The organism is Streptomyces nanshensis, from assembly GCF_001751255.1.
Lineage (GTDB): Bacteria > Actinomycetota > Actinomycetes > Streptomycetales > Streptomycetaceae > Streptomyces > Streptomyces nanshensis_A.
The window spans coordinates 34624-58772 of record NZ_LJGW01000066.1; the positions used below are offsets into that span (position 1 = coordinate 34624).

The window sequence follows — 24149 nt, forward strand, 5'->3', positions numbered from 1 at the left end:
CCAGTGCGAGCGCCGCCTCCGGGCCGGGGCAGGTGACCTCCAGCGAGGAGCTGCGGCCGGGCTCGGTGAGCGATCCGTGCGCGAGGAACGCCCCGCGCCACGCGGCCTCGGCGTCGCAGGTGGCCCCCGAGACCACCTGCGGCGGGAGGCCGCGGATCGGCCGGCCGCGGCTGTCCACCAGCCCCGTCTGGCGCGCGAGTTGGTCGCCTCCGGCCACGACCCGTACGACGTAGCGGCTGCCGCGGCGCAGCCCCCCGGGCGCCATCACCACCAGGTCGGAGCTGTGTCCGAAGATCTCCAGAACGTCCTTGCGCAGACGACGGGCCGCGATGCCCGTGTCCAGCTCCGCCTCGATCACGATCCGCCCGCTCACCAAGTGCAGGCCGCCCGCGAAGCGCAGGATCGACGAGACCTCGGACTTCCGGCAGCAGGTCCGGGTGACGGGGAGCCGGGAGATCTCGTCCTTCACCGCAGCCGTCATCGCCATGGGCCGATCCTTCCATGCATCCGAAAAATACGGTCGTACGCGGCTGCCAGCAGCTCGGGATCGTGCCTGGCGGCGCCCGCCCCGGAACCTTCGCCCTGGGAAGCGCCGCCCGCCGCCGCGACCGGAGAGAGCTGAGCCGTCGCTCCGAGCCGCTCGGCGGCCTGGCACAGGGAATCCCGGTCGGGGACGGCGTCCTCGTCGGCCAGCACCACGTCGAAGGCGAGTTTAGGGGCGTGTCGGGCCAAAACGTCCAAATGACGCTGCGGGGAGAAGCCTTCTGTTTCTCCGGGCTGCGGCGCGAGGTTGAGCGAGAGGACCTTGCGGGCCTTGGTCTGGGTCAGGGCGTCCAGCAGATCGGGGACGAGCAGATGCGGAATCACGGAGGAGAACCAGGAGCCGGGACCGAGGACGACCCAGTCGGCGTCGAGCACGGCCCGTACGGCTTCGGTGACGGCGGGCGGGTCGTGCGGCACCAGGTGCACCTGCAGCACCTCGCCCCTGGTGAGCGCGACGGTGGCCTGGCCGCGGACGGTCGAGACCTCGTCGGGGCGCTCCGGGTCGTGGCCGCGTACGAGGGCCTGGAGCTCCAGCGGGACGGCGGACATCGGCAGCACCCTGCCGTGCGCGCCGAGCAGCTTGCCCACCAGATCGAGCGCCTGGACATGGTCGCCGAGCTGCTCCCAGAGCGCGACGATCAGCAGATTCCCCACGGCGTGGTCGTGCAGGTCGCCGCGGCTGACGAAACGGTGCTGCACGACCTCGGCCCAGGTCCGGCCCCAGTCGTCGTCCCCGCACAGCGCCGCGAGCGCCTTGCGCAGATCGCCGGGGGGCAGCACGCCCAGTTCGTCGCGGAGGCGTCCGCTGGAGCCGCCGTCGTCGGCGACGGTGACGACGGCGGTGAGGTCCCCGGTGATGCGGCGCAGCGCGGTGAGGGAGGCGGACAGGCCCGCGCCGCCGCCCAGGGCCACGACCTTCGGCTGGGTGCCGCGGTGCGATCCGCGGGTGCCGACCGGACGCCGCAGCCGGATGGTCCTACGAGGCATTCGCGCTTCTCACGTCCTCATTCACGTCCCATGTCGCGGTGCACCACGACGGTCTCCACGCCGGCGCCGGAGAGTCTGCGGGCCAGCTTCTCGGTGACGGCGACGCTGCGGTGCTTGCCGCCCGTACAGCCGACGGCGACGGTGACATACCGCTTGCCCTCGCGGCGGTACCCGGCGGCGATGAGCTGGAGCAGCTCGGCGTAGCGGTCGAGGAACTCCTTGGCGCCCGGCTGGTCGAAGACGTAGTCCGAGACCTGCTCGGTCGTGCCGTTGTACGGGCGCAGTTCCGGGACCCAGTGGGGGTTGGGGAGGAAGCGGCAGTCGGCGACGAGATCGGCGTCAACCGGGAGCCCGTACTTATACCCGAAAGACATCACCGTGGCGCGGAGTTCGGGCTCCTCGTCGCCGGCGAAGCGGGCGTCGAGCTTGGCCCGCAGCTCGTGAACGTTGAGGTCGGAGGTGTCGATGACGAGGTCCGCGTCGCCGCGCAGCTCCCGCAGCAGGTCGCGCTCGGCGGCGATGCCGTCGACGATCCGGCCGTCGCCCTGGAGGGGATGCGGGCGGCGGACCGACTCGAAGCGGCGCACCAGCGCCTCGTCGCTCGCCTCCAGATAGACGATGCGGCGCTTGACCTGGCGCTGGGCGAGATCGGCCAGGGACTCGCGGAGGTTGTCGAAGAAGCTGCGCCCGCGGACGTCGACGACGACGGCGATGCGGGCGACGTTGCCCTGCGAGCGTGCGCCCAGGTCGACCATCGTCGGGATCAGCTCGGGCGGCAGGTTGTCGACGACGAACCAGCCGAGGTCCTCCAGGCACTTGGCCGCCGTACTGCGCCCGGCGCCGGACATCCCGGAGATGATCACCAGCTCGGGGATGACCGCCTCGTCCGCCGCCGCGTCGGCGGCCGTGCCGGACGCAGCCCGTGCCGCGTCCGCGCCGGACGCACCGGTCGCGCCGGTCGCACCGGTCGCACCGGTCGCACCGGTCGCCGCCGGCTCTCTGCCCTGTTCTCGTTCCTGCCTGCTGTTCATGTCCTCGGCCCCCCGTCCTCGTGGCTCACTCTTCTTCAACGATCTCACCGGTCGCAGTGTTCACAGCCGGCGCGGAGGACTTCGTGACAAGCGCCGCGGCGACGGCCTCCGCCGTCTTGCGGCCCACGCCCGGTACCTCGCAGATCTCCTCGACCGTCGCGGCGCGCAGCCGCTTGAGCGAGCCGAAGTGCTTCAGCAGCGCCTGCTTGCGGGACGCCCCCAGCCCCGGGACGGCGTCGAGCGGGCTGGCCTTCAGCGTCTTGGAGCGCTTGCTGCGCTGGTATCTGATCGCGAAGCGGTGCGCCTCGTCGCGTACGCGCTGGAGCAGATAGAGCCCCTCGCTCGTACGCGGCAGCACGAGGGGATCGTCCTCGCCGGGCACCCAGACCTCTTCGAGGCGCTTGGCGAGACCGCAGACGGCGACGTCGTCGACGCCGAGTTCGTCCATGGCGCTGCGGGCCGCGGCGACCTGGGGGCGGCCGCCGTCCACGACGATGAGCTGCGGAGGGTAGGCGAACTTCCTGGGGCGGCCGTCCTCGTCCCGCGACCCCGTCTCGACGGGCTCGGGACCCTCGCCCTCCGCGGGACCGTCGCCGTCGCCGCCCCACTCTCCCGTACGGCGCTTCTCCTGGAGATAGCGGCGGAAGCGGCGGCTGATGACCTCGTGCATCGAGCGGACGTCGTCCTGCCCGGCGAAGGACTTGATCTGGAAGCGGCGGTACTCGCTCTTGCGGGCGAGGCCGTCCTCGAAGACGACCATGGACGCGACCACGTCGTCGCCCTGGAAATGGGAGATGTCGAAGCACTCGATGCGCAGCGGCGCCGAGTCGAGGCCGAGGCCCTCCGCGATCTCCTCCAGCGCGCGCGAGCGCGTCGTCAGGTCGGAGGCGCGCTTGGTCTTGTGCAGGGCCAGGGCCTGCTGGGCGTTGCGCTTGACCGTCTCCATCAGGGCGCGCTTGTCGCCGCGTTGGGGCACGCGCAGGCTGACGCCGCTGCCGCGGCGCTCGGCGAGCCACTGCGCCGCGGGCTCCGGCGGCTCGGGCAGCGCCGGAACGAGGACCTCCTTGGGGACGCCCTCGCCGCGCTCCTCCCCGTAGAGCTGCTGGAGGGCGTGCTCGACGAGTTCGGGTGTGCCGATCTCCTCGACCTTGTCGGTGACCCAGCCGCGCTGGCCGCGCACCCGTCCGCCGCGTACGTGGAAGATCTGCACGGCCGCCTCCAACTCGTCCTCGGCGAGGGCGATCAGGTCGGCGTCGGTGGCGTCGGTGAGGACGACGGCGCTCTTCTCCATGGCGCGCCGCAGGGCGTCGGTGTCGTCCCGCAGCCGGGCCGCCCGCTCGTACTCCATCGCCTCGGACGCCTCGTTCATCTCGCGTTCCAGGCGGCGGAGATAGGAGTTGGTGTGCCCGGCGACGAAGTCGCAGAACTCCTCGGCGAGTTGACGGTGGTCCTCGGCGGAGATCCGGCCCACGCAGGGCGCCGAGCACTTGTCGATGTAGCCGAGGAGGCAGGGGCGGCCGATCTGGGCGGAGCGCTTGAACACGCCCGCCGAGCACGTACGTACGGGAAACGCGCGCAGCATCAGGTCGACCGTCTCGCGGATGGCCCACGCGTGCGCGTACGGACCGAAGTAGCGCACGCCCTTCTTCTTCGGGCCGCGCATCACCTGGACCCGCGGATACTCCTCGTTGAGGGTGACGGCGAGGGACGGATAGCTCTTGTCGTCGCGGTACTTGACGTTGAAGCGGGGCGCGAACTCCTTGATCCAGGAGTACTCGAGCTGGAGCGCCTCGACCTCCGTGGAGACGACCGTCCACTCGACCGACGCGGCCGTGGTGACCATCGTGCGGGTGCGCACATGCAGGCCCGCGAGGTCCTGGAAGTAGTTGGCGAGCCGGTGGCGCAGGCTCTTGGCCTTCCCGACGTAGATCACCCGGCGGTGCTCGTCGCGGAACCGGTAGACCCCCGGCGAGTCGGGGATCTCACCCGGTTCGGGGCGGTAGGTGGAGGGGTCTGCCATGCCGCACAGCCTACGTCCGCGCGGTGACACTCCCCTGCCCCGTCATCACGGAGCAGGGGCGCTCGTACGTGTCGCCCTGTACGGGCTCGTGCCGTCGCGGCGGTGGCGTCACCAGCCGCGTTCGCGCCACTCGGCGAGGTGGGGGCGCTCGTTGCCCAGGGTGGTGTCGCCGCCGTGGCCCGGGTAGACCCAGGTCTCGTCGGGGAGCCGCTCGAAGAGCTTGGTCTCGACGTCGTTCAGCAGGCTCGCGAACGCCTCCGGATCGTCATGGGTGTTGCCCACGCCGCCCGGGAAGAGGCAGTCCCCGGTGAAGAGATGAGGATGGCCGTGCGGGTCGTCGTAGACGAGGGCGATCGAGCCCGGGGTATGGCCCACGAGGTGACGTGCCGTCAGTTCGACGTCGCCGACGCGCACCGTGCCGCCGTCGTCCACGAGTTCGTCCGTGGCGACCGGGATGCCCTCGGCGTCGTGGCGGCCCGCGTACGTACGGGCTCCCGTCGCCTCGACGACGGGGGCGAGGGCCTGCCAGTGGTCGCCGTGCCGGTGGGTGGTGACGACGGAGGCGATGCCGTCGGAGCCGATGAGGTCGAGCAGGGTCTCGGGCTCGTTGGCCGCGTCGATCAGAAGCTGCTCGCCGGTGCTGCGGCAGCGCAGCAGATACGCGTTGTTGTTCATGGGGCCGACCGCGACCTTCGAGATCATCAGGTCGGTCAGCTCGTGCACGTCGGCAGGTCCCCCGACCTGTACGTCTCCGGTGTAAGCCATGAGGGACAGCCTAGGGCGTGTCCGGGAAGTAGCGTCGTCGCCCTGCTGGGCAGGGCGGGGGCGCGGGGTCTGGTGCGTGCGATCGCAAGGCGGAGGAGGAGAGCGCAGCGTGCTGCGCCGACGATCGACAACGCAGCGAGTGCGCGTGCCAGGGCCCGCACCCCAGACGGGACTTCGCGGACACGCCCTCGGGCCGTGGGCTTCGGGAGTTGGCCAGAGCGCGGCAGGGCGGGATGCCGATGTGGCGGCGGTGAAGGGGCGCAGGGCGCGCGCACGGTCGGTGCGCGCCGCGACGCACCCCTCACCGCCCGCGGCGGGACGCCCCCGCTACAGCGCCGGAAGCTCCGGCAGCGGATCCCGCGCCGAGAGCCCGGTGCCCGTGCTGCGCCCCGTGAGCCATGCGACGAGCGCGGTGGGGCTCCCCGCGACGACAAGGGTCTTCGCGCCGTCGCCGGCCGCCCCCGTGTGCCAGCTCACGCCGTCCTCCGTACGCAGCTCGATCGGTACGGCGATGCCGGGGTGGCCCTGGAACCGCCGTGCCATGTTGGCCAGTTCGCGCTCGATGAACGTGGCGGGCAGATCGTCCATGGCGTAGCCGACGCCGAGGTCGACGTGGTGCAGCTCCACCTCGATCCAGCGGCGGAAGGGGAGGGAATACGCGCCGTCCGTCACACCGTTACGCAGCTCTACGGTGCGTTCCCAGTCGGTGTCGCGCTGCGCGGCGAAGGCGCCGTCGAGACGGGCCCCGCTCTCGCGCAGATCGGCGAGGTGCTCGCGCACACTCCGGTGTGCGTCCCGCTCGATGTCGTCGTCGCGGCTCTCGGCGCTGGCGTACATGGGGCGTCCGGCGAGGACGTTCAGCAGGGCGTCCGCGTTGCGGGCGAGGTGCGCCAGTACGTGACCGCGGGTCCAGCCGGGCAGCAGCGAGGGCTTGGCGGCGGTGGCGTCGTCGAGTTGCTCGACGGCAGCGAGCAGCCGGTCCGTCGCGCTCCGCAGGGCGGCGGCGTCGGCGGCGGGGTCGGGAGCGTTGGCGGCGGGGTTCGCTGGCGGCGTCATGATCCCCAAGCTAGCCCGGCTCCTCCTCCGGGTGGAAGACGGCGCGGAACGCCGGACCTCGTGCGGAAAGGCGCACAATCGAATGTACGTGCTATAAGCTCTGAGGGCGGTACCGATACGGTCCGGGGCACACCCGGGCGGCACCGCCTCTAGTCTTGAGCGGGGGGCTCCTGCGCAGTCGGGGCACCCTGCTTCTCACACGAAAGGTGCCAACCGGCGTGGCCTCTGACCGTCTCCTTGTCCGTGGCGCTCGCGAGCACAATCTCCGGAACGTCTCGGTCGACCTCCCGCGTGACTCGCTCATCGTCTTCACCGGTCTGTCCGGATCGGGCAAGTCCTCCCTCGCCTTCGACACGATCTTCGCCGAGGGGCAGCGGCGCTACGTGGAGTCGCTCTCCGCGTACGCACGGCAGTTCCTCGGTCAGATGGACAAGCCGGACGTCGACTTCATCGAGGGGCTCTCCCCCGCGGTCTCCATCGACCAGAAGTCGACCTCGCGCAACCCGCGTTCGACGGTCGGCACCATCACCGAGGTCTACGACTACCTCCGGCTGCTCTTCGCGCGCATCGGCAAGCCGCACTGCCCGGAGTGCGGGCGCCCCATCGCGCGGCAGTCGCCGCAGGCCATCGTCGACCGGGTGCTGGACCTGGAGCCGGGCAGCCGCTTCCAGGTGCTCTCGCCGCTGGTGCGCGAGCGCAAGGGCGAGTACGTCGACCTGTTCAACGAGCTGCAGACCAAGGGCTACAGCAGGGCGCGCGTCGACGGGCAGACCGTCCAGCTCTCCGAGCCGCCGAAGCTGAAGAAGCAGGAGAAGCACACGATCGAGGTCGTCGTGGACCGCCTCACCGTCAAGGACAGCGCGAAGCGGCGGCTGACCGACTCCGTGGAGACGGCGCTCGGGCTCTCCGGCGGCATGGTGATCCTCGACTTCGTCGACCTGGACGAGGACGACCCGCAGCGTGAGCGGATGTTCTCCGAGCACCTCTACTGCCCGTACGACGACCTGTCGTTCGAGGAGCTGGAGCCGCGCACCTTCTCCTTCAACTCGCCCTTCGGCGCCTGCCCGGACTGCACCGGCATCGGTACGCGCATGGAGGTCGACCCCGAACTGATCGTCCCGGACGAGGAGAAGTCGCTCGACGAGGGCGCCCTGCACCCGTGGTCGCACGGCCACACCCGCGACTACTTCGGCCGGCTCATCGGCGCCCTGGCCGACGCGCTCGGCTTCCGTACGGACATCCCCTGGGCCGGGCTGCCGCAGCGGGCCAAGAAGGCGCTGCTGTACGGGCACAAGACGCAGATCGAGGTGCGCTACCGCAACCGGTACGGGCGCGAACGCGCCTACACCACGGCCTTCGAGGGCGTCGTCCCGTTCGTCAAGCGGCGGCACCAGGAGGCGGAGACCGACAGCAGCCGGGAGCGCTTCGAGGGCTACATGCGCGAGGTGCCCTGCCCCACGTGTGAGGGGACGCGGCTGAAGCCGATCGTGCTCGCGGTGACGATGCAGGGGAAGTCGATCGCCGAGATCTCGGCGATGTCGATCAGCGAATGCGCCGACTTCCTGCGGGAGATGACGCTCAGCGACCGCGACCGGAAGATCGCCGAGCGCGTCCTGAAGGAGGTCAACGAGCGGCTGCGCTTCCTCGTCGACGTCGGCCTGGACTATCTGTCGCTCAACCGCGCCGCCGGCACGCTCTCCGGCGGCGAGGCGCAGCGCATCCGGCTGGCCACGCAGATCGGCTCGGGTCTGGTGGGCGTGCTGTACGTGCTGGACGAGCCCTCGATCGGGCTGCACCAGCGCGACAACCACCGGCTGATCGAGACGCTGGTACGGCTGCGGGATCTGGGCAACACCCTGATCGTCGTCGAGCACGACGAGGACACCATCAATGCGGCCGACTGGGTCGTGGACATCGGCCCCGGCGCGGGCGAGCACGGCGGCGAGGTCGTGCACAGCGGACCGCTCAAGGAGCTGACGGAGAAGGCCGATTCGGTCACCGGCGACTATCTGGCCGGGCGGAAGAGCATCCCGCTGCCCGACGTACGCCGGCCCACCGACCCCGACCGGCAGCTCACGGTGCGCGGCGCGCGGGAGAACAACCTGCGGGACATCGACGTCTCCTTCCCGCTCGGCGTGCTCACGGCGGTCACGGGCGTCTCCGGCTCGGGCAAGTCCACGCTCGTCAACGACATCCTCTACACGCATCTGGCGCGGGAGCTGAACAACGCCAAGTCGGTGCCCGGACGGCACACCCGGGTCGACGGCGACGACCTGGTGGACAAGGTCGTGCACGTCGACCAGTCGCCGATCGGCCGTACGCCGCGCTCCAACCCCGCGACGTACACCGGGGTCTTCGACCACGTACGCAGGCTCTTCGCGGAGACGACGGAGGCGAAGGTGCGCGGCTACCAGCCGGGGCGCTTCTCCTTCAACGTCAAGGGCGGCCGGTGTGAGAACTGCTCCGGCGACGGCACCATCAAGATCGAGATGAACTTCCTGCCGGACGTGTTCGTGCCGTGCGAGGTCTGCCACGGCGCGCGCTACAACCGGGAGACGCTGGAGGTCCACTACAAGGGCAAGAACATCTCCGAGGTGCTGGAGATGCCCATCGAGCAGGCGATGGACTTCTTCGAGGCGGTGCCGGGCATCGCCCGCCATCTGCGGACGCTCAACGAGGTGGGCCTCGGGTACGTACGGCTCGGGCAGCCCGCCCCGACGCTCTCCGGCGGCGAGGCGCAGCGCGTGAAGCTGGCGAGCGAGCTGCAGAAGCGCTCGACGGGACGCACCGTGTACGTCCTCGACGAGCCCACGACCGGGCTGCACTTCGAGGACATCCGCAAGCTGATCTCGGTACTGGAAGGGCTCGTCGACAAGGGCAACTCGGTGATCGTCATCGAGCACAACCTCGACGTCATCAAGACGGCGGACTGGCTCGTGGACATGGGCCCGGAGGGCGGATACGCGGGCGGTCTGGTCGTCGCCGAGGGCTCTCCGGAGCAGGTGGCGGCGGTGCCGGCGAGCCACACCGGGAAGTTCCTGCGGGACGTGCTGGGCGACCGCGTGAGCGACGCCCCGCAGGCGGCGACGACGGGCCGGGGCAGGACGGCGGGGCGCAAGGGCGCTTCCGGCGGCGGCACTTCGGGCACCGCCGGCTCCGGTACGGGCGGCGCCGGTACGCGGAAGCGGGCGGCGAAGACGAAGCGGTAGCCGCGGCGGGACGCGGCTCGTACGCGGTGCGGTAGCAGCGTACGGACAGAGCGGCCCACCGGGCCGACGGCGTACGGGCGTTGGAGCCCACAACCTCACAACGGTCCCCCGGCGGCGGGGAGTTCGCGGCACGTCCGCGAGCTCCCCGCCGTCGTCTGTGCGGACGTACGGGCGTACGGGCGTGCGTGAGGCGTCCGTCCCGCGCTCCGTACGCCACTGAGCCGCAGGACATTGTTCGCGCCGAATTTCTACCGGACATCTGGTGCGGTCCGGTCACCGCTGAGACCCTTTTCGGCGCTGTGCGTAGAAAGCGCACGCAACAACCGTGTTTACAGGGGATGTTGTGGTACGAGTAAACGTGCGCAGAAGAGTCCTCATCCGGTCACTGATTCCCGCAGTGACCGCTTTTTCGTTTCTGACGGCCACTCAGCCGCCGTCGGCGAACGCGGCGCCCGCCGCCGCATCTGCCCCGGCCGCCGTCTCTGCTCAGAGCGGCGCGTCCCACTCCACGGTCCGTCCCACGACGGCCCCCGACGGCGACGGCATGGAACTGTCGCGCACCACCCGGCCCGTGGCGCCGGGCGCCCGGCTCACCTCGTTCCAGCGGCTGGAGCCGGACAAGTGGCTTCGGGCGGACGCCCTCAGCGTCGAACTCGGCGACGGCGGGACGGGATCGGGTTCCGGCGCCGTCGCCGGACAGGGCACCGGCGGCACAGGCAGCGGTGGCGGCGGAGGCAGCGGGGGCACTCGCGCCGAGTACCTCTCCTCCGGCGAGGTCTCCACCCGTAAGCCGCTCAGCGAGCAGGCCGCCGCCTACGACCCGGGCAAGGGCCGCCGTACGGTCGCGGCCTTCAACGCCGACTTCTTCGACATCGACGAGACCGGCGCCCCGCTCGGGCCGGGCGTACGCCACGGCCGCGCCACGCACTCCCCCGAGGCGGGCAACAGCTCGTCGGTCGCCTTCGGTCCGGACGCGGCGGGCCGCATCCTCGACCTCTACTTCGAGGGCACCCTCACCCTCCCCGACGGCAAGCAGCCGCTGACCGCGTACAACGCGGCCAACGTCCCCGAGAACGGCATCGGCGCCTACAACTCCCGCTGGGGCAGCGCCGATCGGGCTCTCGCCACCGACGGCGACCCCGAGTCGTCCGAGGTGCGGCTGCGGCACGGCCGCGTGGCCGAGGTCGTGGACGAGCCCGGCGACGGCCCGATTCCGAAGGGCACGACCGTCCTGGTCGGCCGGGACGCCGCGGCGGGCGCCCTGGACGGTCTGGACGTGGGCGACCGTGTCTCGCTGGAGTACCACGTCCGTACGAACGGGGGCGGCCCGGCGCCGCGTACGGCGGTCGGCGGCCGGGGCCTGCTGGTCGTCGACGGCGAGCCGCAGGACTGGGAGGGCAAGCCGAACAACGAGGCGGCGCCCCGTACCGCCGTCGGCTTCTCCCAGGACGGCTCCACGATGCACGTCCTGTCCGTGGACGGACGCCAGGCCGCCTCCGGCGGTGTCACGCTCACCGAACTGGCCCGGATGATGCGGCAGTTGGGCGCCTACAACGCGCTCAATCTGGACGGCGGCGGCTCGTCCACCCTGCTCGCTCGCGAACCGGGCGCCCAGAAGCCCCAGTTGGAGAACGAGCCGTCCGACGGCGAGGAGCGCGAGGTGCCCAACGGCCTCGCCCTGACCGCTCCCGAGGGCAGCGGCAGGCTCAAGGACTTCTGGGTGGAGACGGCCGCGGACCCGGCCTCCGCACCGACCGCCGACAACATGCCCGTCGGCCACCCGGACCGTGTCTTCCCGGGCCTGACACGGAAGTTGACGGCCGCCGGGTACGACGAGTCCTACGGTCCGGCCGAGGGCAGCCCGCGCTGGTTGGCGGCCCGTTCCGGCGTCGGCCGGGTCGACGGCAAGGGCGTCTTCCACGCCCGTCGTGCCGGCTCCACGCGGGTCACCGCGCACCAGGGTGCCGCACAGGGCTCGACACGGCTGTCGGTCGTCGGCGATCTGGCACGCGTACAGCCCACCCGGGAACGCGTCGGGCTGGCGGACGGCGACGCCGAGGGCTCCTTCGGCATCGTCGGGTTCGACGCGGGCGGCACCAGCGCTCCCGTCGATCCCGCCGACGCTCAACTGACGTACGACCGTTCGCTGTTCTCCATCACGCCCGACAGCGAGAGCGGCGGCTTCACCGTACGGGCCCGGCCCGGACAGGAGTCGGCGTCCGGCATCGTGACGGTCGCGGTACGGGGGCACACCGCCAAGGTCGCCGTCACGGTCGGACTGCGCGAGGTGAGGACCGCGGACTTCGAAGACGCCGCGGACTGGAAGTTCAGCGCCGCACGGGCCGAGGGCTCGCTCGCCGCCGACCCCGGCGGCAAGGAGGGCACGGGGCTGAAGATGACGTACGACTTCGGCCGCTCGACCGCGACCCGCGCCGCGTACGCGACCCCGCCCGCGGAGGTTCCCGTACCGGGGCAGCCGCAGAGCTTCAGCCTGTGGATCAAGAGCGACGGCAAGGGCGCCTGGCCCTCGCTCCACCTCAAGGACGCGAGCGGGACCGACCAGGTGCTGCGCGGCGAGCACCTCACCGAGGAGGGCTGGCAGCAGGTCGTCTTCGAGGTGCCGGAGACCGTCAACTACCCGCTGCGGCTGAACCGTTTCTACCTCGCGGAGACCAGACCGGCGGAGCAGTACACGGGCGAGGTCGTGCTCGACGAGCTGACGGCGCACGTGCCGCCGGACGTGGAGCTGCCAGAGGCCGCCCGTCCGCACGATCCGCTGATCTCGACGGCGGCCGACGTCGCGGGACGCGACTGGCGGTACGCGGTGATCTCCGACGCGCAGTTCGTGGCCCGCGACCCGGACAGCGCCGTCGTACGGCAGGCACGCCGGACACTGCGCGAGATCCGCGCCGCACGGCCCGACTTCGTCATCGTCGACGGCGACCTCGTGGACGAGGGCTCGAAGGAGGATCTGGCCTTCGCACACCGGGTGTTGGAGGAGGAGTTGGGCGATGCCGTCGACTGGTACTACGTGCCGGGCAACCACGAGGTGATGGGCGGCAGCATCGCGGACTTCACCGCCGAATTCGGCCCGGCGCAGCGGACGTTCGACCACAAGGGCACGAGGTTCATCACGCTCGACACCTCGTCCCTGACCGTACGGGGCGGCGGGTACGGCCAACTCCAGGAGCTGCGGCGGCAGTTGAACGAGGCTGCCGGCGACCCGTCGGTCTCCTCGGTGACCCTCGTCCAGCATGTGCCGCCGCGCGACCCGACCGGACAGCAGGCGAGCCAGCTCACCGACCGGATGGAGGCGGATCTGCTGGAGGACTGGCTAGGCGACTTCCGCGCGCGAACAGGCAAGGGCGCGGCCTTCATCGGGGGGCACGCGGGCGCGTTCGACGCCTCACGGGTGCGCGGTGTGCCGTATCTGGTCAACGGCAACTCCGGTAAGGCACCGGCCACTCCGGCGGACCACGGCGGGTTCACCGGCTGGTCGCTGGTCGGCGTCGACGCACACACGCACGGGAACCGGAACGGGAACGGAAACGGCCGGGACTGGACGGCCGTGCAGACAAGGGCACATGTCGACGGACTGGCGATGGACGCTCCGGAGAAGCTGCGCGTGGGGGCGTCGACGCATGCGACGGCGGCCGTCACCCAGGGCGAGGGTGCGTCGGCGCGGAAGGTGCCCGTGACGTGGCCGGTCTCCGCGGACTGGTCCGGCTCCGGGAACCTCTGTGTGCGGGGCGGCCGGAGCGCCGCGGACGACACGAGGGTGCGCTGCGCGGCCTCGTACGACCCACGGGACGGCACCCTCACCGCGTACCGGCCGGGCACCGTGCGCCTGGCGGTGGAGGTGTCCGGGGAGCGGACGGAGAGGCAGGTGACGATCACCCGCTGACGACGGGAAGTCGGAAGCGGGGCGGGAGCGCGCGGCCGGACCTCTGGCCGCCCGCTCCCGTACCCGTCCCGTCCCGCGCCTCGTACGTCTCGCGTCTCGTACGCCTCAGACCGAGGCGTCGTCCTTGATACGGCGCGTGGCCAGCAGACTGGTAATGGTCGTGACGACGAGGACGGCACCGATCACGCCCAGCGACACGGCGATGCCGATCTCCGGTACATGCACGCCTGATTCGTGCAGCGCATGCAGCACGAGCTTGACGCCGATGAAGCCGAGGATCACCGACAGCCCGTACGACAGGTGCACCAGCTTCTCCAGCAGCCCGCCGATGAGGAAGTAGAGCTGCCGCAGACCCATCAGCGCGAAGGCGTTGGCGGTGAAGACGATGTACGGGTCCTGCGTGAGGCCGAAGATCGCCGGGATGGAGTCCAGCGCGAAGAGGACGTCCGTCGAGCCGATGGCCAGCATCACGATCAGCATGGGCGTCATCAGCCGCTTGCCGTTCTCGACGACGAACAGCTTCGTGCCGTGGTAGCGGTCGGTGGAGGGGAAGCGCCGCTCGACCATCTTCAGGAAGCGGTTCTCCTCGTACGTCTCCTCTCCGTGGTCCTCGCGGGCCTCCTTGATCAGCTTCCAGGCCGTCCAGATCAGGAAGGCGCCGAAGATGAAGAAGATCCAGGAGAACGCCGAGATCATCGCCGCTCCCGCCGCGATGAACAGGGCCCGCAGCACCAGCGCGATGAGGACGCCGACCATCAGCACACGCTGCTGATACGCCGCCGGCACCGCGAACTTCGCCATGATCAGCACGAAGACGAAGAGGTTGTCGACGCTGAGCGATTTCTCGGTGAGGAAGCCCGCGAAGAACTCACCCGACGCCTTGCTCGTACCGAACAGATGGAGCCCCAGCCCGAAGAGCCCGGCCAGGACGATCCAGACGGTCGTCCACGCCCCGGCCTCCTTGAGGGAGACCTCGTGCGGTTTGCGGCCGCCGATGAAGAAGTCGGCGGCGATGAGGACGCACAGACCGACGATCGTCAGAACCCAGACATCCAGGGAGATTTCCATGTGCTCATCCTCCGGCTAGCGTGCGCGCATCCGCCGGAGGTCTCCTCCACCTGGCGAGCACTGTCGTGCCTCCAGGCCGGCGCCCCGGGACCGGTCACATCCGGTCCGTATTGACGGGCACACCGCCGGGTGTCGGGAGTACTCCCCTCCGCACAAAGGAGAGTAAAGCAACACCAAGGAAAGGTAAAGAGCCGCTGGTCAGGCTGCCTTGGGAACGGTACGTCGATGCTGTGGCCGGTGTCGGCCGGCTCCGTTCAGCCGCCGGTGCGGCGGGTGGCCCGCGCCGTGGCGACCTGGCTCAGCACCCGCGTCAGTATTCGGCTGCCGTGCGGCACGAGCGGCGGCTCGTACGTCCAGTGGTGACCCACCCACGGATCCGCGAGGTGGTCGTCCGGGACGGGCGTGATGCGCAGCAGCGCGCGCCACAGCGGCTGCAGCAACGGACCGTACTCTTGGGCGTCTTCACGGTCGGCGACCATCAGCAGATGGACGCCGACGGACGGTCCCTCGTCTGCGAGATAGCGCAGTTGCGTCACGCCGCGGTCGTCGAACCCGTGCGGGAAGTCGTGGACGACCAGGAGCTGTTCGGCGGTGTCGACGTCGGGCGGCAGCGCGTCGGTGGCACGGCTGCGGACGGCCATCTGCACCAAGTCCACGCGCCGGGTGAGCTGTTCGAGTACGGCGCTGACGCCCGCGGCGCCCGTGGCGGGCGGCCCGGAGAGCACTCCGGTCTCCAGAAGCGGTGCGAGGGCGGCCGTCGCCGTGGCCGCCGGATCGATGACGTGCAGGGTGAAGTCGCCGGGCGGATGGACCGCCGCCAGTCGTGCGGCGATGGCCGTCGCCGTCTCACAGGCCAGACCCCGCATCTCGTCGGGCGTGACGACGGAGGCCGCCGCCGGACCGGTCGAGGCCGAACCGGCGGAGCCGCCGGGGCCGCTGTCGATCCACAGTCCGCGCTCCAGAGGCAGACGTACCAGCATCGGGATGCGCAGCCCCGCGCTCTCGGGCAGGGCGAGGTCGCCGAGGCGCATCGCCATCGGCGGCTGCCCGGGCGGCTCGTAGCCGTGCCAGACCGGGTTGTCCCAGCGGGCGTAGGCGGCCGGCAGCGCGGGCTCGACGACGTCGGACTCCGCGCGGAGCTGCCCCAGATCACGGTCGAGCACCTCGCGGGCCTTCTCGACCAGTTGGGCCTGGCGGGCGCGTGCCTCGGCGCGGGCCGCGTCGGCCGCCGGGCCCACGCGCGTGCGGGGATCGGCGAGCACCTTGTCGAGCTCCTGCTCCATGCGGGAGTCGGCGAAGTCGACGGCGGAGCGGTACGCCGAGACCGTACGGGCCAGGTCCTCGAACATGTCCCAGACCTGGTTGTAGAGCCGCTCGTCCATGCTCCAGCCGTTGGCGTCGCCCGCGACCGGGGTGTACGGGGCCTCACCGGTGCCGCTGCCCTGACCACCGCCCGCGCCGGGCGCCGCCGCCGGGACGGACGGTACGGGCGGAACAGCCGCGGACGGCGAAGCGGAAAGCGGCGGAGAAGGGGGTGAAGGTGGCGGTCCGGCGGCACGATTGGGATGCTGGTAGCTGATGCGGCCGTCGCTCGGGGCGGCCGTGCCCGTGCCACCGTCGGCGATGCCCATGGCACCGCCGACGGTGGTTTCGCGGGGGCGTTCACCGTCCGGACGCGACGGGTGCGGAGCGGGGGCGGGAGCGACGGAACGGGCCCGCCCGTCGGCCACCGCCTCCTCGATCTGCGACGCCAACTCCGGTGCGCGCGCGAGCCCTTGGTCGGCGAGCATCGCGGCGAGCCCGCCGGCGTATCCCTGGCCGACCGCGCGCACCTTCCAGCTTCCCTGGCGGCGGTAGAGCTCCAGCGCGACGACGGCGGACTCCGCGCTCAGTCCCGTGAGCGTGCAGCGGGCCACGGGCTCGCCGTCCAGCTCGGTCACGGCCGCGGACGGCGGGGCCAGTTCGCCGAAGCATGCCGGGCCGCCCTCGCCCCGGGGCAGGGCGAGCAGCACGTTGACGCGGTGCACCTCGTCGGGCAGGGCGTCCAGATCGACGGCGAGGCGGTGTTCGGCCGCGGCCTGCCGGGAGACCTCCAGACCCGGGAGCTGCGGCTGCGCAGGATGGGCTATCCAGCCCTCCTCGCGCATCCTGCCGTCCTGGTCGTTGAGCGTCGCACCGGCGATGACCGGCCGCTCCGCCGAGACCCGGATCTCCAGACGGGCTCCCGGCAAGGGGTGGTTCTGCCCCCGTACCAGCTCGGCCGTCATCCTGCTCCCCCTTCTCACCGTCGACGCCGGTGCCGACGGCTCCTGCCGTCGCTGTCGCTGCCCCTGCCGGCGTCGCGGCCCCCGTCGTGTGAACTGCCCGTGCTGCGCCCTCCGTTCAGAGGTGCGGCACCATCGCGGGCATCAGGTCCTGGAACGTCTTGCCGTTGGTGGGCGCGCCGACGGCCGTCATCTGCCAGCCGTTGCCCTGGCGGTGGACCTTGGCCATGATCTGGGCGGTGTACTCGCCGCCGCCGGTCAGCGTGTAGCGGGCCAGCTCCTGCCCGTTGGTCTCGTCGACGAGGCGGCAGAAGGCGTTCTCCACCTCGGCGAAGGTCTGCCCCGTGAAGGAGTTGACCGTGAAGACGATCTGGTCGATGTGGACCGGCACACGCTGGAGGTCCACCATGATCGCCTCGTCGTCGCCGCCCTGGCCGGCGCCGCCGACGAGGTTGTCGCCGGTGTGCCGCACGGAACCGTCGTCGCTGACGAGGTGACGGAAGAAGACCACGTCCTTCGGCTCGGTGCCCGCGAACAGCACCGCCGAGGCGTCGAGGTCGATCTCCTTGCTGCGCTTGCCGAAGAGGCCACGGCGCGGTGCGGCCTTCCAGCCGAGTCCCATCCGCACCGCGGTGAGGTTGCCCCCGTCGTTCTTCTGCAGACTGATGGCCTGTCCCTTGGACAAGTTCACCGACACGTGCTTTCCCCTCTCGACTTGCCACTGCCGTCCCGCCGTGATGGCGGTCACGCTCCGACCCTACGCATGCACGCGAAGCGCCCGGTCAGGGCGTCCGCCTTCGTGTCGCTCTTGCAACCTTGTGTGCCAGGCCGGCCGATGCGCCGGGCCGGGCGCTGAACCGCTCCCCTTGCGCGGTTACTTCAGGCCCGCCTCCCTCATCTGCCGCAGCTCCTTCTTCAGCTCCGAGACCTCGTCGCGGAGCCGGGCCGCGACCTCGAACTGCAGCTCCGCCGCCGCGGCACGCATCCGCTCGGTCATCTGCTCGATGGTCTCGGCCAGTTCGGCCGCGGGACGGTCCGTGAGGACCTCGCCGTCGCGCTCCGTACGCCCGGCCGACTTCGACGGTGTCGGCGCCTTGCCCTTGGCCGTACGGTCGCCCCCGCCGGACTTCGACTCCTTCCGGTACCCCGAGCCGAGGAGCTGCTCGGTGTCGACGTCCTCGCGCGCGATGTCGGCGACGATGTCACCGATCTTCTTGCGCAGCGGCTCCGGATCGATGCCGTGCTCCTTGTTGTACGCGATCTGCTTCTCCCGGCGGCGGTTGGTCTCCTCGATGGCCTTCTCCATCGCGGGCGTCGCCTTGTCCGCGTACATGTGGACCTGCCCGGAGACGTTCCGCGCGGCGCGGCCGATCGTCTGGATCAGGGACGTGCCGGAGCGCAGGAAGCCCTCCTTGTCGGCGTCGAGGATCGCCACCAGGGAGACCTCCGGCAGGTCCAGGCCCTCCCGCAGCAGGTTGATGCCGACCAATACGTCGAACTCGCCAGAGCGCAGCTCCCGCAGCAGCTCGATGCGGCGCAGCGTGTCGACGTCGCTGTGCAGATAGCGGACCTGGATCCCCAACTCCAGGAAGTACTCGGTGAGATCCTCCGCCATCTTCTTGGTGAGGGTGGTCACCAGCACCCGCTCGTTCTTCTCCTCGCGCATGCGGATCTCGTGCACGAGATCGTCGATCTGGCCCTCGGTGGACTTGACCACGACCTCCGGGTCGACGAGCCCGGTCGGGCGGATCACCTGCTCCACATAGCCGTCGCCGCGGGAGAGTTCGTACGGACCGGGGGTCGCCGAGAGATACACCGTCTGCCCGATGCGCTCCACGAACTCCTCCCACTTCAGCGGCCTGTTGTCGATCGCCGAGGGCAGCCGGAAGCCGTGCTCCACCAGCGTCCGCTTGCGCGCGGCGTCGCCCTCGTACATCGCGCCGATCTGCGGCACGGTCTGGTGCGACTCGTCGATGACGAGGAGGAAGTCGTCGGGGAAGAAGTCGAGCAGCGTATGCGGTGCTGTGCCCGGGTCACGGCCGTCGATGTGCCGCGAGTAGTTCTCGATGCCGGAGCAGGTGCCGATCTGGCGCATCATCTCGATGTCGTACGTGGTACGCATCCGCAGCCGCTGCGCCTCCAGCAGCTTGCCCTGCTTCTCCAGCGACGCGAGCTGCTCCTCCAGCTCGGTCTCGATGCCGGCGACGGCCCGCTCCATGCGCTCCGGACCCGCCACGTAGTGCGAGGCGGGGAAGACGTAGAGCTGCTCGTCGTCCGAGATGACCTCGCCAGTGACGGGGTGGAGCGTCGAGAGCGCCTCGATCTCGTCCCCGAACATCTCGATGCGGACGGCCAGTTCCTCGTAGACGGGGAAGATCTCGATCGTGTCGCCGCGGACCCGGAAGGTGCCCCGCGTGAAGGACACGTCGTTGCGTGTGTACTGCACCTCGACGAAGCGGCGCAGCAGCTCGTCCCGGTCCGTCTCCTGACCGACGCGGAGCGGCACCATCCGATCGACGTATTCCTGGGGGGTGCCCAGACCGTAGATGCAGGAGACGGACGCTACGACGACCACGTCGCGCCGGGTCAGCAGCGAGTTCGTCGAGCTGTGCCGGAGTCGCTCGACCTCCTCGTTGATCGAGGAGTCCTTCTCGATGTAGGTGTCCGTCTGCGGGACGTACGCCTCGGGCTGGTAGTAGTCGTAGTACGAGACGAAGTATTCCACCGCGTTGTGCGGGAGGAGTTCCCGGAACTCGTTGGCGAGCTGGGCGGCCAGCGTCTTGTTGGGCGCCATCACGAGCGTCGGCCGCTGGAGCTTCTCGATCATCCAGGCCGTCGTGGCCGACTTCCCCGTGCCCGTCGCGCCGAGCAGCACGACATCCTTCTCGCCCCCGCTGACGCGCTGCGCCAGCTCGCTGATCGCGGTGGGCTGGTCACCGCTGGGCTGGTAGGGACTGACGACCTCGAAGGGCGCCACCGTACGTTCGATCTGGGTCTCCGGCCGCATGCTGACAACCGTACGGCCCACCACCGACAACGGCCCCGAGCGCCGGAAACGTCCTCACGCTCAGAGACCGAGGCGTCGCGCCCCGTTCACGCCGGCGACACTCCGCTTCTGCTTCCGTGTATCGCACAACGGGAAGCCTTTAGCTGTCAGTGTCCGCACGACCGCGAGGAGTTCCCGAATGTCGATGCGCCGTGCAGTAGCCGCCGCCACCGGCGTGCTCCTGGGTATGTCCGCGCTCACCCTCACCGCGTCACCCGCACACGCGGCCGCCCGCCAGGACAGCACCAGCGACAGCGGCCCGGTCACAGTCGCCCACCGCGGAGCTTCCGGTTATGCACCGGAGAACACGCTCGCGGCGGTCAAGAAGGCCGACAAGCTCGGCTTCGACTGGGTCGAGAACGATGTACAGCGCACCAAGGACGGCGAACTCGTCGTCATGCACGACACCACGCTCGCCCGCACGACCAACGCCGAGACCCTCTACCCGAAGCGCTCGCCCTGGAACGTGGCCGACTTCACGGCCAAGGAGATCGCCCGCCTGGACGCCGGAAGCTGGTTCAGCGACGACTACAAGGGTGAGAAGGTCCCCACGCTCGACCAGTACCTGAAGTACATCAGCAAGACCGGCCAGAACCTGCTGCTGGAGCACAAGTCCCCCGAGCTGTATCCGGGCATCGAGCAGCAGACGCTCAGGGAACTGCGCAGCCGCGGGTGGCTCGACCGCTCACACCTCTCGAAGAGGCTCATCATCCAGAGCTTCAACGCGACGTCGGTCAGGGCCACGCACACTCTCGACCCGCATGTGAAGACGGGCTTCCTGGGCAATCCGAAGGTCTCGGAGCTGGACTCGTACGCGCAGTTCACCGACCAGATCAACCCGACGCACTCCGCGGCGACGAAGGACTACGTCGACGAGGTGCACAAGCGCAAGGGCCCCCTCGGGAAGCGGATGCAGGTCTTCACGTGGACGGTGAACGACGCGTCCACCGCGCGGTCCGTGGACAAGGCCGGCGTGGACGGCATCATCAGCAACTTCCCCGACGTCGTACGGGACGCGACGCACAGCTGATCCCCGGCTGAAGCCGAACCGTTTCAGCAGACGGGTCCTGATCCGGCGGGCCGCACGGGTACCGCTTCTCCGCGGGGTCACGGGCCCGGTTCCGGCGCCGGTCCTTCTCCGCTCGTTCTGCTCGTGCCAGATCGTTCCGGTGTCCGCTGTTCCCCCAACAGTCCCGCGGTTCCCCGCAGTCCCGTCACGGGACGCTTCCGCCGACCCCCTTTCTCCTCCGACTCCGTCCCCGACCCCCGATCCTCGGTCCCCGATCCGCCGGCCGACAGCGTTTCCGGTCAGTGTCAGTGGGAGCCTCTAGGGTTCCCGGCATGACTGAGACAACGGCGAACACGGCAGCACGCGCGTCCTGTTGGACGACGCTGGACTCCCCGGTGGGTCCCCTGCTGCTCGCCGCCACCGACGAGGGCCTGGTCAACGTCGTCTTCCACGCCAGTGCGGCCACGACGGACCGGGCCCTCGAAGGGCTCTCCCTCCGCCTCGGGGCGTCCCCGGTCCGTACGGGAGCCGAAGGTGCCGCCGACGAGGCTTCGGCCGCCGCGTCCGTGCTGGAGCACGCCGCCACGGAGCTCAGCTCCTACTTCGCGGGCGGGCTACGGGAGTTCACCGTGCCGCTGGACTGGTCGCTCTCCGGCGGCTTCAACGAACGGGTGCTCCGCGAACTGCTGGCCTCCGTCCCGTACGGGGTGACCGCCGGGTATCAGGATCTGGCCGACCGGGTGGGCGAGCCCGGGGCGGCCAGGGCCGTCGGCATGGCCATGGGGTCCAATCCGCTGCCCGTCGTCGTGCCCTGCCATCGCATCGTCGAAAGCCGCGGCGGGCTCGGCGGATTCGGCGGCGGCCTGGAGACCAAGCGCACGCTGCTGGCCCTCGAAGGGCTGCTCCCGCAGCCGCTGTTCTGATGGGCGCCACACCTCCCGTACGGACGGCGGGAAACCCCATGGGCGGCGGCAACCGCGGCTGGCAGACTGCCGACGTGACCGACACCGACGACACAGCGGACGCTCCTGACAGACCCGGTACGGGCGCCGTGCCCGACGCGGACGGCGTCCCCGACGCGGACGGACTGGCCCGGCTGCGGCGTCGCACCACGACGGTGCTCGTGATCAGTCAGATGCTCGGCGGGCTCGGGGTGGCGACGGCCGTCGCGCTGGCGGCCGTGCTGGCGAAGGAGATCAGCGGGTCCGAGGCGCTGTCGGGGCTCGCGTCGACGTCGTCGGTCATCGGGACGGCGCTGCTCTCGCTGCCGCTCGCCTCGCTGATGGCGGCGCGTGGACGGCGGGTAGGACTGACGGTCGCGTATCTGATCGGGGCGGCGGGCGGTGTCGTCGTGGTCGCCGGTGCGGCGCTCGGCAACTTCCCGCTGCTGTTGCTGGGCATGACGGCGTTCGGCGCCGCGAGTTCGGCCAATCTGCAGGCCCGTTACGCCGCCGCCGACCTCGCGGAGCCGGAACGGCGGGCGCGCGCCATCTCTTTGGTGGTGTGGGCGACCACGATCGGCGCCGTGCTCGGGCCCAACATCGCGGCGCCCGCCGGGAAGACGGTCACGGGGATGGGCATACCGGCGACGGCGGGCGCCTTCGTCTGGGGGTCGGCCGTCTTCCTCGTCACCGGCGTCCTGATCCATCTGCTGCTGCGACCCGATCCGCTGCTGACGGCACGGGCCCTCGCGGACGCGGACTGGACCTCGGACACGGACACGGCCTCGGGAGCGGACTCGGGGACGGGCAAGGGAACGGAAGAGGGCAGGGTTCCGGAGCCTGACGTCGGCGCGGGCAAGGACGCCGACAAGGGGGCGCGCGAAGGGCGTTCGCTGCGCGCCGGGCTCGCCGCCGTCGGCGCCTCGCCGCAGGCACGTCTGGCCCTGGTGACGATCGCCACCGCGCACACCGCGATGGTCTCGGTCATGGTGATGGCGCCCGTCGACCTCGGCCACCACGGCGCGGGCATCGAGCTGATCGGCCTTGTCATCAGCGTTCACATCCTCGGCATGTACGCCTTCTCGCCGCTGATGGGCTGGCTCGCGGACCGCGTCGGACGGGTCGCGGTCATCCTGCTCTCCGTGACGCTGCTCTCCTGCGCCGCCGCGCTGGCGGGCACCGCGAACGGCCACCACGCCCAGTCGGGCGCGGGGCTGTTCCTGCTGGGCCTCGGCTGGTCGGCGGGTCTCGTCTCCGGCTCCGCGCTGCTGACGGACGCGGTGCCGCAGCCTGCACGCGCCGCCGTACAGGGACTGTCGGACCTGACGATGAACGCTTCGGCGGGCGCAGGCGGCGCCCTGGCCGGGGTCGTGATGTCGGCCGCGGGTTACGGCTGGCTCAGCGCGATGGCCGCCGCGCTGCTGCTGCCGGTGGTGGTCCTCGTCCTCTTCCGTCACACGCGCCGCGGCGCCCCACGCTCCCCCGACGCCGGTTCCGGGGCCGGACCCATACCCGGGTCCGATTCCGGCGGGGCTACGGGCAAGGAGGGGGACGAGGGCAAGGACGTCAGCGCGGATACAGCTCGAACGTGACGCAGTCGCGCCCGCCGAACCGCTCCGCCCCGAGCCGCAGCGCCCACTCCGTGAAGGAGCGCGCGTAGCTCTCCACGGGCTCGTCGCTGAGCGCGGTGATGTACGCGCGGTGCTCGCACAGCGAGGCCACGGCACGCTCCACCGCCGCATGGCCGACCGCCACCGCATGCGTCGGCTCCGGGGAACCGGCGACCGCGACCCACCGCACCCCGTTCCACGGCTTCTCGCCCCCGTCGAGCTGTTCGGGGAAGATCCAGCGGTTGCCCGCGTCGCCGCACGCGTCCAGCACGGCGCGGCCCACGACCCGGTGGTCGGGGGTGTTCCAGTGCGAACCGCCCCAGGTGTCCCGGTGGTTGATCGTGACGACCAGTTCGGGGCGCCACGCGCGTACGGCCGCGGCGATGTCCCGCCGCAGCGCCACCCCTTCCTCGATCACGCCGTCCTGATGGCCCAGGAACTCGACGGAGTCGACGCCCACGATCCGGGCGCTGGCGTGCTGTTCCTCCTCGCGCACCCGGGCGCACTCCACGGGCTCCAGACCGTCGATGCCGGCCTCGCCCCGCGTCACCATGAGGTAGGCGACCTGCTTTCCCGCCGCGGTCCACTCGGCGACGGCGGCCGCCGCCCCGTACTCCATGTCGTCGGGGTGCGCGACGACCGCGAGGGCGCGCTCCCAGTCCTCGGGCATCGCCGCGAGTTCTCCGCCGGGGCTCT

General features: G+C 70.9%; 16 protein-coding genes. 5 read left to right on the forward strand and 11 right to left on the reverse strand.

The genetic code is table 11. From position 1 onward, the window contains the following. From whiA to AN218_RS03355, 6 genes are all read right to left on the reverse strand, one after another. Positions 1-487, reverse strand: a 487-nt coding sequence (gene whiA, locus AN218_RS37820) for a DNA-binding protein WhiA (RefSeq protein ID WP_244900231.1), incomplete at its 3' end; no start/stop codon positions are given. Beyond that, positions 478-1530, reverse strand: coding sequence for a gluconeogenesis factor YvcK family protein (locus tag AN218_RS03335; RefSeq protein WP_070015111.1), 1053 nt, complete (start codon positions 1528-1530; stop codon positions 478-480). The genes AN218_RS03335 and whiA, both read right to left, overlap by 10 nt. A 17-nt stretch (positions 1531-1547) precedes the next feature. Then, positions 1548-2561: an RNase adapter RapZ gene (gene rapZ, locus AN218_RS03340; RefSeq protein ID WP_244900232.1), complete on the reverse strand. Its 1014-nt coding sequence runs from the start codon at positions 2559-2561 to the stop codon at positions 1548-1550. 25 nt (positions 2562-2586) lie between these two features. Continuing rightward, positions 2587-4581: an excinuclease ABC subunit UvrC gene (gene uvrC, locus AN218_RS03345; RefSeq protein ID WP_070015112.1), complete on the reverse strand. Its 1995-nt coding sequence runs from the start codon at positions 4579-4581 to the stop codon at positions 2587-2589. A gap of 108 nt (positions 4582-4689) precedes the next feature. Then, positions 4690-5346, reverse strand: coding sequence for an MBL fold metallo-hydrolase (locus AN218_RS03350; RefSeq protein WP_070015113.1), 657 nt, complete (start codon positions 5344-5346; stop codon positions 4690-4692). A gap of 327 nt (positions 5347-5673) precedes the next feature. Further along, the gene (locus tag AN218_RS03355; RefSeq protein ID WP_070015114.1) at positions 5674-6402 is read right to left on the reverse strand and encodes a maleylpyruvate isomerase family mycothiol-dependent enzyme; all 729 of its coding nucleotides are present in this window, start codon (positions 6400-6402) and stop codon (positions 5674-5676) included. A gap of 206 nt (positions 6403-6608) precedes the next feature. On the opposite strand from AN218_RS03355, the gene uvrA reads away from it, so the two are divergent. Continuing rightward, positions 6609-9611 carry an excinuclease ABC subunit UvrA gene (uvrA, locus tag AN218_RS03360; RefSeq protein ID WP_079131774.1) on the forward strand — a complete coding sequence of 1001 codons (3003 nt, stop codon included), beginning with the start codon at positions 6609-6611 and terminating at the stop codon, positions 9609-9611. A gap of 544 nt (positions 9612-10155) precedes the next feature. After that, positions 10156-13515 carry a phosphodiester glycosidase family protein gene (locus AN218_RS03365; RefSeq protein WP_070015115.1) on the forward strand — a complete coding sequence of 1120 codons (3360 nt, stop codon included), beginning with the start codon at positions 10156-10158 and terminating at the stop codon, positions 13513-13515. Positions 13516-13620: 105 nt separating this feature from the next. Here AN218_RS03365 and AN218_RS03370 read toward each other — a convergent pair whose 3' ends face one another. The 4 genes from AN218_RS03370 to uvrB all read right to left on the reverse strand — a co-directional run bounded on the left by AN218_RS03370 (position 13621) and on the right by uvrB (position 19854). Next, positions 13621-14583, reverse strand: a complete 963-nt coding sequence (locus AN218_RS03370; protein WP_070015116.1) for a TerC family protein — start codon at positions 14581-14583, stop codon at positions 13621-13623. Between the two features lie 254 nt (positions 14584-14837). Next, positions 14838-16850 (reverse strand): TerD family protein, encoded by a 2013-nt coding sequence (locus tag AN218_RS03375; protein WP_070015117.1) that lies wholly within the window; start codon positions 16848-16850, stop codon positions 14838-14840. Between the two features lie 115 nt (positions 16851-16965). Next, positions 16966-17544 carry a TerD family protein gene (locus tag AN218_RS03380; RefSeq protein ID WP_070015118.1) on the reverse strand — a complete coding sequence of 193 codons (579 nt, stop codon included), beginning with the start codon at positions 17542-17544 and terminating at the stop codon, positions 16966-16968. Positions 17545-17721: 177 nt separating this feature from the next. After that, positions 17722-19854, reverse strand: a complete 2133-nt coding sequence (gene uvrB / locus AN218_RS03385; protein ID WP_070015119.1) for an excinuclease ABC subunit UvrB — start codon at positions 19852-19854, stop codon at positions 17722-17724. A 178-nt stretch (positions 19855-20032) separates the two neighbouring features. Between uvrB and AN218_RS03390 the strand changes: the two genes are divergently transcribed. The 3 genes from AN218_RS03390 to AN218_RS34085 all read left to right on the forward strand — a co-directional run bounded on the left by AN218_RS03390 (position 20033) and on the right by AN218_RS34085 (position 23435). Further along, entirely contained in the window at positions 20033-20923 is an 891-nt protein-coding gene (locus AN218_RS03390; RefSeq protein WP_070015120.1) for a glycerophosphodiester phosphodiesterase, read from the forward strand. A 311-nt stretch (positions 20924-21234) separates the two neighbouring features. Continuing rightward, positions 21235-21825: a methylated-DNA--[protein]-cysteine S-methyltransferase gene (locus AN218_RS03395; protein WP_070015121.1), complete on the forward strand. Its 591-nt coding sequence runs from the start codon at positions 21235-21237 to the stop codon at positions 21823-21825. 38 nt (positions 21826-21863) lie between these two features. Then, positions 21864-23435 (forward strand): MFS transporter, encoded by a 1572-nt coding sequence (locus tag AN218_RS34085; protein ID WP_079131775.1) that lies wholly within the window; start codon positions 21864-21866, stop codon positions 23433-23435. On the opposite strand, the gene AN218_RS03410 is transcribed toward AN218_RS34085, so the two are convergent. Continuing rightward, positions 23410-24123 (reverse strand): PIG-L deacetylase family protein, encoded by a 714-nt coding sequence (locus AN218_RS03410; protein WP_070015135.1) that lies wholly within the window; start codon positions 24121-24123, stop codon positions 23410-23412. The two genes, AN218_RS34085 and AN218_RS03410, sit on opposite strands and share 26 nt — an antisense overlap. Between the last annotated feature and the right edge of the window lie 26 nt (positions 24124-24149).

Bases quoted from the DNA above. Each gene is read 5' to 3' on its own strand.
- rapZ (WP_244900232.1), bottom strand. From the start codon at position 2,561: ATGAACAGCAGGCAGGAACGAGAACAGGGCAGAGAGCCGGCGGCGACC.
- AN218_RS03335 (WP_070015111.1), bottom strand. From the start codon at position 1,530: ATGCCTCGTAGGACCATCCGGCTGCGGCGTCCGGTCGGCACCCGCGGA.
- AN218_RS03410 (WP_070015135.1), bottom strand. From the start codon at position 24,123: ATGCCCGAGGACTGGGAGCGCGCCCTCGCGGTCGTCGCGCACCCCGAC.
- uvrC (WP_070015112.1), bottom strand. From the start codon at position 4,581: ATGGCAGACCCCTCCACCTACCGCCCCGAACCGGGTGAGATCCCCGAC.
- AN218_RS34085 (WP_079131775.1), top strand. From the start codon at position 21,864: ATGGGCGGCGGCAACCGCGGCTGGCAGACTGCCGACGTGACCGACACC.
- AN218_RS03355 (WP_070015114.1), bottom strand. From the start codon at position 6,402: ATGACGCCGCCAGCGAACCCCGCCGCCAACGCTCCCGACCCCGCCGCC.
- AN218_RS03370 (WP_070015116.1), bottom strand. From the start codon at position 14,583: ATGGAAATCTCCCTGGATGTCTGGGTTCTGACGATCGTCGGTCTGTGC.
- AN218_RS03395 (WP_070015121.1), top strand. From the start codon at position 21,235: ATGACTGAGACAACGGCGAACACGGCAGCACGCGCGTCCTGTTGGACG.
- AN218_RS03350 (WP_070015113.1), bottom strand. From the start codon at position 5,346: ATGGCTTACACCGGAGACGTACAGGTCGGGGGACCTGCCGACGTGCAC.
- AN218_RS03390 (WP_070015120.1), top strand. From the start codon at position 20,033: ATGTCGATGCGCCGTGCAGTAGCCGCCGCCACCGGCGTGCTCCTGGGT.
- AN218_RS03365 (WP_070015115.1), top strand. From the start codon at position 10,156: ATGGAACTGTCGCGCACCACCCGGCCCGTGGCGCCGGGCGCCCGGCTC.
- uvrB (WP_070015119.1), bottom strand. From the start codon at position 19,854: ATGCGGCCGGAGACCCAGATCGAACGTACGGTGGCGCCCTTCGAGGTC.
- AN218_RS03375 (WP_070015117.1), bottom strand. From the start codon at position 16,850: ATGACGGCCGAGCTGGTACGGGGGCAGAACCACCCCTTGCCGGGAGCC.